The organism is Streptomyces anandii JCM 4720 (genome assembly GCF_014650655.1).
GTDB classification, from domain to species: Bacteria; Actinomycetota; Actinomycetes; order Streptomycetales; family Streptomycetaceae; genus Streptomyces; species Streptomyces anandii.
Genome location: NZ_BMVJ01000003.1, coordinates 171,537 through 180,225, shown reverse-complemented (window position 1 = coordinate 180,225; position 8,689 = coordinate 171,537). Strand labels below are relative to the sequence as shown.

The following is an 8,689-nucleotide window of genomic DNA, read 5'->3' as shown; positions in this document are numbered from 1 at the left end:
GACGACAGGATCTGGCACCATCATCGCGGCACGACCGGCCGCACGCACCCGGGCAGCCGTCCGGAACGGACGGCGTGAGACCGACGGGCCCGGGTACCCACGGCGCATGGCGGTGGACAGGGAGATCGCGCAGCGGCCGCGTCAGGCGCCGCGGCGGACACGACCGAGATTCGGACGGGCCCTCATGCGCTGGGCCACCACGACCGATCACAAGGTGATCGGCAACCTCTACATGGCGACGGCGTTCTCGTTCTTCCTCTTCGGCGGCGTGCTCGCCCTGCTGATGCGGGCCGAACTCGCGCGCCCGGGGCTCCAGTTGTTCAGCAACGAGCAGTACAACCAGCTGTTCACCATCCACGGCACGGTGATGATGCTGCTGTTCGCGACCCCGATGTTCGCCGGGTTCACCAACGCCGTGATGCCCCTGCAGATCGGCGCGCCCGACGTCGCCTTCCCGCGCCTGAACGCGCTGTCGTACTGGCTGTACCTGTTCGGCGGGCTGATGGTGGTGTCCGGGTTCCTGGCGCCCGGGGGAGCGGCCGGCTTCGGCTGGTTCGCCTACGCGCCGCTCAACAGCGCGATGCGCAGCCCCGGCGCGGGCGGTGACCTCTGGGTGATGGGGCTGGTCGTCACCGGACTGTCCACGACGCTCGGCGCCGTCAACTTCATCACCACGATCCTGTGCCTGCGCGCGCCCGGCATGACCATGTTCCGCATGCCCATCTTCACCTGGAACGCGCTGTTCACCTCGATCCTGGTGCTGCCGGCGTTCCCCGTGCTGACCGCCGCGCTGCTGGCGCTGGAGGCGGACCGGAAGTTCGGCGCGCACATCTTCGAGGCGGCCGACGGGGGTGCCCTGCTGTGGCAGCACCTGTTCTGGTTCTTCGGGCACCCCGAGGTCTACATCGTCGCGCTGCCGTTCTTCGGCATCGTCTCCGAGATCATCCCGGTGTTCAGCCGCAAGCCGGTCTTCGGCTACCTCACCCTGGTGGGCGCGACCATCGCGATCACCATGCTGTCCGCGGTGGTGTGGGCGCACCACATGTTCGCCACCGGCGCGGTGCTGCTGCCGTTCTTCTCGCTGATGTCCTTCCTGATCGCCGTGCCGACCGGGGTGAAGTTCTTCAACTGGATCGGCACCATGCACAAGGGCTCGCTGTCCTTCGAGACGCCGATGCTCTGGTCGCTCGGCTTCATGGTGACCTTCCTGCTCGGCGGGATGAGCGGCGTCCTGATCGCCTCCCCGCCGCTCGACTTCCACCTCACCGACAGCTACTTCATCGTGGCCCATCTGCACTACGTCCTCTTCGGGACCGTGGTGTTCGCCATGTTCGCCGGCTTCTACTTCTGGTGGCCCAAGTTCACCGGCCGCTTCCTCGACGAACGCCTGGGCAAGATCCACTTCTGGACGCTGTTCACCGGCTTCCAGACCACCTTCCTCGTCCAGCACTGGCTGGGCGAGATGGGCATGCCCCGCCGCTACGCCGACTACCTGGCCGCCGACGGGTTCACGCTGCTCAACACCATCAGCTCCATCGGCGCCTTCCTGCTCGGCCTGTCCACGCTGCCCTTCCTCTACAACGTGTGGCGGTCGGCGAAGTACGGCCGCAAGGCGGAGACCGACGACCCCTGGGGCTACGGCCGGTCCCTGGAGTGGGCCACGTCGTGCCCGCCCCCACGGCACAACTTCACCGCGCTGCCGAGGATCCGCTCCGAGTCCCCGGCCTTCGACCTGCACCACCCCGACGTCACCCGGCACGACCAGAGGCAGGAGCAGGCACAGTGAAAACCGAGTCCCGGCTCTTCGCCGGTGTGTCCCTCTTCTTCGCCCTCGCCTCCGGCGGCTACGGCTGGTGGAGCCACACGGAACCGGCCGGCACCGCCGCCCTGGGCGTGGCCGCGCTGATGGCCGCGCTCGTCGCGTTCTTCCTGCACGTGCAGTACCGCAGGCGCGGCCCGCGCGCCCAGGACCGCACCGAGGCCGAGGTGGTGGACACCGCTGGCCCGCTGGACTTCTTCTCCCCGCACAGCCCGTGGCCGGTCGTGGTCGCCCTCGGCGCGGTCGTGCTCGCCCTGGGCATCGTCTTCGGCCTGTGGCTGGCGCTGATGGGCTTCGGGACACTGGGCTTCGGCCTCGTCGGCCTGGTGTTCCAGCACGCGGGCCGCGACGACCCGGGCAGCGCGCCGACCGGCCCGGACGTCGTCGTGGTCCGGGCACGCCGGCCCGCCGCCCCGGGCGCTCAGCCCTCCAGCTCGCGCGCCGACTCCGGCTCCGGGTCCTCGCCGTCCTGAACGGCCACCCGGTCGCCGTAGTACCAGGAACTCAGCGTGGCCCGCAGCCGCTGCAGCTGCGGTACGTCCCCGTCGCCGTTCTCGGGGGACTCCAGCGGGCGCGGCAGCCGCCGGCTGAGGATGACGTAGCGCGTCTCCTCGTCGACCGGCTCATGGCTCTCGGTGTATCCGCCGGCGACCGTCTGGCGCACCTGGCCGGTCTCCTCGCCCTCCGCCAGCCGCTCCAGCTCGGCCTCCCGCAGGGCCAGGCAGATCCGCTTGGTGACCATGAACGCAAGCGGCGGCAGGACCACCAGCGAGATACGGAAGATCCAGGTCAAAGCGTTGAGGGAGACCTTGAAGGTGTGCGCGATGATGTCGTTGCCGCCCGCCGCGAGCAGAACGGCGTAGAAGGTGATCGCGGCGACGCCCAGCCCGGTGCGCACCGGCTTGTCGCGGGGCCGGTCGCACAGGTGGTGCTCCTCCTGGTCGCCGGTGATCCACGCCTCGAAGAACGGATACGCGTACAGCACCGCGAACAGCGCGAGCGGCAGCACCACGGCGGGCAGGAAGACGTTCCACATGACCGTGTGCCCCGCGACCGACGTCTCCCACGGCGGCACCAGGCGCAGCGAGCCCTCCAGGAAGCCGACGTACCAGTCGGGCTGGGAACCCGTCGACACCGCGTCGGGACGGTAGGGGCCGTACACCCAGATCGGGTTGATCTGGGCCAGCCCGGCGAGCAGGGTCAGCAGCCCGGACACCATGAAGAACAGGCCGAGCGAACTGGCCATGAACTGCGGGTACAGGGGCTTGCCCACCGCGTTGCCGTTGGTGCGGCCGCGGCCGGCCCACTGGGTGTGCTTGAGGTAGAAGACGAGGATCAGATGGGCGGTGACGAGCGCGAGCAGGAGCCCGGGGATCAGCAGGATGTGCAGCGAGTACAGCCGGGAGATCAGCTCGTGCCCGGGGTACTGGCCCCCGAAGACGAAGAAGCTGATGTACGTGCCCACCACCGGCACCGACAGCATGATGCCCTGGGCGATCCTCAGTCCCGTGCCCGACAGCAGGTCGTCGGGGAGCGAGTAGCCCGCGAAGCCCTCGGCGAGCGCGAGCAGGAACAGCGTCACGCCGATCATCCAGTTGATCTCGCGGGGCCGGCGGAACGCGCCGGTGAAGAACACCCGCAGCAGGTGCACGCCGATCGCCGCGAGGAACACCAGCGCCGCCCAGTGGTGCAGCTGCCGGATCAGCAGCCCGCCGCGCACGTCGAAGCTGATGTGCAGGGTCGACCGGTAGGCGTCAGACATCCGGATCCCGTCGAGCGGGGTGTAGGAGCCGTTGTAGACGGCCTCCGTCATCGCCGGATGGAAGAACAGGGTCAGCCACACGCCCGTCAGCAGCAGGACGACGAAGCTGTAGAGGGCGATCTCGCCCAGCAGGAACGACCAGTGCTCGGGGAAGGCCTTCCGCAGAAGGCCACCCCCTTCCGACACCGGTAGCCGCCCGTCCAGGTAGTCGGTCGTACGCTCCGCCGCATGACGGGCCCGGGCCGATGCCCGGGCCCTTCTCTTCCGCAACAGCACGGCGCACGGGTGCCCGGACGCCGGGCACGGAAACCAGGTGTGACGCCTTCTCCACGCGCGGTGGCGCGCGGGCGGTTCCCGAAGGGTCCTACGTGCGGTTGCCCTTCGGCTTGCCGCGCTGGTCCGGGGTGCCGTGCGGCGGCGGGCTGGAGGGCTGAGGCGAGGTCGCCGGGGTCACCGGGGAGCCCGCCCGGCTCTCGCCCTGTTCGGGGCGCAGCGCCGACGGGTCGCCGTGAGTCGGCTGGGCGCCGGACTTCAGCTGCTGCAGCCGGGCGGTCAGCACCTCGGTGACCGGCAGGCGGTCGGCGTGCGTGCGCTCGAAGGCCAGCAGCTCCTCGACCTCCCCGGCGGTCAGCGAGCGCACCCGGCTCTCCAGCGCGCCCAGCGGGAGATGGTCGTAGTCGGGCAGGGGCAGGGTGCTGCGGCCGGAGTCGTCGGCCATGGATCTCACTTCCTCTGTACGACGGCCTGTGCGTCAGCCTGTTCGGCGGCCGCTGCGACGGCCTGACGGGTGGGGCCGGCCGCGTCAGCGGCCGCCGGATCCACCGCTGCCGAACGCGCCGCTGCTGCCCTCGTCCCAGCGGGGGCGGGCCTGCGTCGGGCTGGTCCGGGACCCGAGGTTGCCGTGCTCCTTGAGCTGGTGCGGGGTCAGCCGGTCACGGCCGCGGGGCACCTCGTCCGGCTCGCGGTTCTCCAGCACCTCGCCGACCGGGCCGCCCTCGGGCACCCGGGGCTGTTCCTCCGGGCGCGGCGGCGCCGGCTCGCGGCGGCGGACGCGGATCCCCATCCAGAAGGCGCCGATCAGGAGCGCCACCAGGACGAGACCGATGACGAACGGCCAGATGCCGATGGCGGCACCCTGAGCGGCGATGTCCAGCGATGCGGTACTCATGACCTGCGGGTACCCCTGGACCGGGGCGCGAACCTGCTCGCCCGGCGGGCCGGCGTCCGGCTCAGCCGGAGCGGGCCTCGCGGGTCTTCGACCGGTTGGCTTTGCGGACGGCGTCCAGCAGCTCGCCCTTGGACATCCGGGAGCGGCCCTCCACACCCAGACGCCTGGCCAGGCCGTACAGGTGCTCCTTGGAGGCGCTCTCGTCGACGCCCTCGCCGCTGCGCCCGCCCCGGCCGCGCGGCCGGGCCGACTGCGGGTCGGAGGGGCCCTTGCGGCCGCCCTCCTTGCGCTCCCAGTGGTCGCCGACCTTCTCGTACTTGTGCTTCAGCGCGCCGTAGGCCACCCGGTGCGCCCGTTCGCCCTCGCCGTAGCTCTCCACCGCCGAGTCGTGGGCCTTGATCCAGGTGCGCCGGGCGTCCTCGGGGGAGCGCTCCAGCGTCGACGGCAGCTCCTGCTCTCCGGGCATGGTCCCACCTCCGTGTCGCGTCGCTTCCGGGGCCGGACGGGTGCCCCGCCGGGCAGGCCGAAAACGGACCGGTACCCCTGCGAGCACGGGGTTTGGCGGTGATGGCACCGGCTACCCGAGCCCTGTGACTACGACATCGACGACGACTTCGCAACAGGAACTCATCCAGTTCCTCGAGGACCGGTTCGCCTGCGCGCAGGCGTGCACGGACTGCGCCCGGGCCTGTGCGCTGCGCGCCAGTCTGGTGGATCCCGGCAGCGGTGACGAGCAGGAGCTCCTGCGCCGCAAGGGCATCATGTGCGCGGAGGTGTGCGACGCGACCTGCCGGGTGCTGTCCGAGCAGAACCGGCAGGACGAGGACGGCATCCGCGTCCAGCTGGAGTGGTGCCGGACCGTCTGCCTGGAGAGCGCCCACGTCTTCGACCGCCGGCCCGGCGCCGAGCAGACCGCCGAGGCCTGCCGCGCCTGCGCCCGCGCCTGCGGCGACTTCATGGCGACCCTGGCCTGACACCGGCGCGCACGCATCCGGGGGCCGCGGCGTCCGACGGGCGCGCAACGCGACGCCGCACCGGCATTCCCAATTTCTGCAACGCGTTCTACCGTGTGCGCCGTCGAACCGGCCTTGGGAGCCTGGAGGCGCCGTGCACCTCGACCACACGCCCGAGCAGCAGCGGCTGCGCAGCGAACTGCGCGCCTACTTCGCCGGACTCGTGCCGGACAACGCCTACGCCCGCCACGACGACCCGGCCGCGCAGAAGCGGTTCTACCGCTCCACCATCCGGCGCCTGGGCGCCGACGGCTGGCTGGGAGTGGGCTGGCCCGAGGAGTACGGCGGCCGGGGCCTGACCCCCATGGAGCAGTTCGTCTTCTTCGACGAGGCCGCCCAGGCCGGCGTCCCGCTGCCCCTGATGGCGCTCAACACGGTCGGCCCCACGCTGATGCGCTACGGCAGCGAGGAGCAGAAGGCGTACTTCCTGCCGAGGATCCTCTCCGGCGAGATCGACTTCGCCATCGGCTACAGCGAACCCGCCGCCGGCACCGACCTCGCCTCCCTCACCACCCGCGCGGTGCGCGACGGCGACGAGTACGTCGTCAACGGGCAGAAGATCTGGACCACCAACGGCGACACCGCCGACTGGGTGTGGCTGGCCGTGCGCACCGACCCCGCCGCCCCGCCGCACCGGGGCATCACCATGCTCCTGGTGCCGACCACCGACCCCGGCTACTCCTGCACGGTGATCCACACCCTCGCCTCCCACGACACCACGGCGAGCTACTACGAGAACGTCCGCGTCCCCGTCTCCCACCGCGTCGGCGAGGAGAACCAGGGCTGGCGGCTGATCACCAACCAGCTCAACCACGAGCGCGTCACCCTCGCCGCGCACGGCACCATGGCCATCCGCGCCCTGCACGACGTGCGGCGCTGGGCCGCCGCCGCCAAGCTCTCCGACGGCCGCCGCGTGATCGACCTGCCCTGGGTGCGCCGCCGGCTGGCCCGGACGCACGTCAGGCTGGAGGCGCTCAAGCTGCTCAACTGGCGCATGGTCGGCGCCGTCCAGGACGGCACCCTCACCCCGCAGGACGCCTCCGCCGTCAAGGTCTACGGCTCCGAGGCCCGCCGTGACGCCTACGCCTGGCTGATGGAGGTCGTCGCCGCCGCGGGCGCCCTCAAGGAGGGCTCGGCCGGGGCGGTCCTGCACGGCGAACTGGAGCGCGGGTACCGCTCCGCGGTCATCTTCACCTTCGGCGGGGGCAACAACGAGATCCAGCGCGAGATCATCTCCTGGATCGGCCTGGGGATGCCGCGGGTACGGCGTTAGCCTGCCGTGGTGGCGACCACGCGCGCAGGCGACCCCCGCCCCCGTCCGGGCCCGGCCCCCGACCCCGGGCTGTTCGGGCCCGGATCGGTGACCTGGCAGATGCACGGCGACCCGATGATGTGGGTCGCCGGCGTCCGCGCGCTCTACCTCCAGGCCCTGCACCCGCTCGCGGTGCGAGGGGTGATGCAGAACTCCGACTTCCGGCGCGACGCCTGGGGCCGGCTCATGCGGACCGCGAACTTCGTCGGGACCACGACGTACGGCACCACCGAGGCCGCCGAGCGGGCGGGCGCCCGGGTCCGCAAGATCCACGCCATGCTGTCGGCGACCGACCCCGCGACCGGCCGGGCGTACGCCATCGACGCTCCCGACCTGCTGCTGTGGGTGCACTGCGCCGAGATCGACTCCTATCTGCACGTGCTGCGCCGCTCCGGATACCCCCTCACCGACGCCCAGGCCGACCGCTACCTCGCCGAACACCGCGTCAGCGCCCGCCTGGTGGGCCTCGACCCCGCCGAAGTCCCCGCGAACCGGGCCGAGATGGCCGCCTACTTCACCGAGGTGCGCCCCCGGCTGGCCGCCGGGGCCGACGCCCGGGCGGTGGACGACTTCCTGCTCCGCCCGCCGACGCACCCGCTGCTCGTCCCGGCGCGGGAGGTGCTGTGGCGGCGCGTGGCGCAGCTCGCGTACGCCTCTTTGCCGCCGTACGCCCACGAGCTCTACGGCAGACCGGCCCCCGCACCCGCCGCCGTCACGCGCCGGCTGCGGGCCACGGGGGCGGTGCTGCGCGGCATTCCCGCACGTCTGCGCTGGCAACTGCCGCCCAAACACATCCTGCGCGCGATGGCGAGGCTCGGCCCCGGCGCACGGCCCGCACCGTACAAAGTCGGACGATAGCCCGCCATACTGGGCGCGGGCCCTGGGGGGCGGGGCCCGGGGGCGACGGGGGCGGCGGCGCGAGATGGCGGACAGCAGGCTGATCCACGGCCGGTACCGGCTGCTGGAGGCGATCGGGCGGGGCGGCATGGGCGAGGTGTGGCGGGCGCGCGACGAGTCGCTGGGCCGCCATGTCGCCGTGAAGTGCCTCAAGCCGCTCGGCCCGCCGCACGACGCGTCCTTCGCGCGCATGCTGCGCGAGCGGTTCCGGCGCGAGGCCCGGGTGGCGGCCGCGCTCCAGCACCGCGGGGTGACCGTCGTGCACGACTTCGGCGAGGACGACGGTGTCCTGTACCTGGTGATGGAGCTGCTCGACGGGAGCGACCTCGGCCGGCTCCTCGCCGGCAACGGCCGCCGGCCGCTTCCCGTCGCCGAGGTCGTCGAGATCGCCGAGCAGGTCGCGGCCGCGCTCGCCTACACGCACCGGCAGGGCATCGTGCACCGGGACCTCAAGCCCGCGAACATCGTGCGGCTGGCCGACGGCACGGTGAAGATCTGCGACTTCGGCATCGCCCGCCTCGGCCACGACATCGGCTTCACCGCCCGGCTCACCGGCACCAACGTCGCGATGGGCACCCCGCACTACATGTCGCCCGAGCAGATCGGCGGCTCCGGCGTCGACCGGCGCAGCGATCTGTACTCGCTCGGCTGCGTGCTCTACGAGATCTCCACCGGGGCCCCGCCGTTCGACCTCGACGACGCCTGGGCGGTCCTCGTC

The 8,689-nt window shown here is 71.9% G+C and carries 10 protein-coding genes; 6 read left to right on the top strand and 4 right to left on the bottom strand.

The genetic code is table 11. From position 1 onward, the window contains the following. Positions 1–184: 184 nt before the first annotated feature. Both ctaD and ctaF read left to right on the top strand, forming a co-directional pair. A complete protein-coding gene (gene ctaD / locus IE249_RS06785) occupies positions 185–1,786 on the top strand; it encodes an aa3-type cytochrome oxidase subunit I (RefSeq protein WP_444544806.1) in 1,602 nt (533 codons plus the stop codon). Then, entirely contained in the window at positions 1,783–2,292 is a 510-nt protein-coding gene (gene ctaF / locus IE249_RS06780; protein ID WP_189703851.1) for an aa3-type cytochrome oxidase subunit IV, read from the top strand. Before ctaD ends, ctaF begins: the two co-directional genes overlap by 4 nt. Here ctaF and qcrB read toward each other — a convergent pair. The 4 genes from qcrB to IE249_RS06760 all read right to left on the bottom strand — a co-directional run bounded on the left by qcrB (position 2,241) and on the right by IE249_RS06760 (position 5,215). Beyond that, a complete protein-coding gene (gene qcrB, locus IE249_RS06775; protein WP_189703850.1) occupies positions 2,241–3,857 on the bottom strand; it encodes a cytochrome bc1 complex cytochrome b subunit in 1,617 nt (538 codons plus the stop codon). The two genes, ctaF and qcrB, sit on opposite strands and share 52 nt — an antisense overlap. An 88-nt stretch (positions 3,858–3,945) precedes the next feature. Further along, on the bottom strand, positions 3,946–4,299 hold the full coding sequence (locus IE249_RS06770; protein WP_189703849.1) for a DUF8129 domain-containing protein: 354 nt from the start codon (positions 4,297–4,299) through the stop codon (positions 3,946–3,948). An 84-nt stretch (positions 4,300–4,383) separates the two neighbouring features. Further along, positions 4,384–4,749: a DUF6479 family protein gene (locus IE249_RS06765; RefSeq protein WP_189703848.1), complete on the bottom strand. Its 366-nt coding sequence runs from the start codon at positions 4,747–4,749 to the stop codon at positions 4,384–4,386. 61 nt (positions 4,750–4,810) lie between these two features. Then, positions 4,811–5,215 (bottom strand): ChaB family protein, encoded by a 405-nt coding sequence (locus tag IE249_RS06760; RefSeq protein WP_189703847.1) that lies wholly within the window; start codon positions 5,213–5,215, stop codon positions 4,811–4,813. A 124-nt stretch (positions 5,216–5,339) separates the two neighbouring features. Here IE249_RS06760 and IE249_RS06755 point away from each other — a divergent pair, with 124 nt between their 5' ends. From IE249_RS06755 to IE249_RS36490, 4 genes are all read left to right on the top strand, one after another. Further along, positions 5,340–5,723 (top strand): four-helix bundle copper-binding protein, encoded by a 384-nt coding sequence (locus tag IE249_RS06755; protein ID WP_189703846.1) that lies wholly within the window; start codon positions 5,340–5,342, stop codon positions 5,721–5,723. 133 nt (positions 5,724–5,856) lie between these two features. Further along, on the top strand, positions 5,857–7,035 hold the full coding sequence (locus IE249_RS06750) for an acyl-CoA dehydrogenase family protein (protein ID WP_189703845.1): 1,179 nt from the start codon (positions 5,857–5,859) through the stop codon (positions 7,033–7,035). Positions 7,036–7,134: 99 nt separating this feature from the next. Beyond that, positions 7,135–7,932, top strand: a complete 798-nt coding sequence (locus tag IE249_RS06745; protein ID WP_189704175.1) for an oxygenase MpaB family protein — start codon at positions 7,135–7,137, stop codon at positions 7,930–7,932. Positions 7,933–7,996: 64 nt separating this feature from the next. Continuing rightward, positions 7,997–8,689: serine/threonine-protein kinase (locus tag IE249_RS36490; protein ID WP_229857718.1), on the top strand; the 693-nt coding region annotated here is incomplete at its 3' end.

What these genes read in the sequence shown, in the direction of transcription:
- ctaD (WP_444544806.1), top strand. Translation starts at nt 185, where the DNA reads ATGCGCTGGGCCACCACGACCGATCACAAGGTGATCGGCAACCTCTAC.
- IE249_RS06770 (WP_189703849.1), bottom strand. Translation starts at nt 4,299, where the DNA reads ATGGCCGACGACTCCGGCCGCAGCACCCTGCCCCTGCCCGACTACGAC.
- IE249_RS06765 (WP_189703848.1), bottom strand. Translation starts at nt 4,749, where the DNA reads ATGAGTACCGCATCGCTGGACATCGCCGCTCAGGGTGCCGCCATCGGC.
- IE249_RS06760 (WP_189703847.1), bottom strand. Translation starts at nt 5,215, where the DNA reads ATGCCCGGAGAGCAGGAGCTGCCGTCGACGCTGGAGCGCTCCCCCGAG.
- IE249_RS06745 (WP_189704175.1), top strand. Translation starts at nt 7,135, where the DNA reads ATGCACGGCGACCCGATGATGTGGGTCGCCGGCGTCCGCGCGCTCTAC.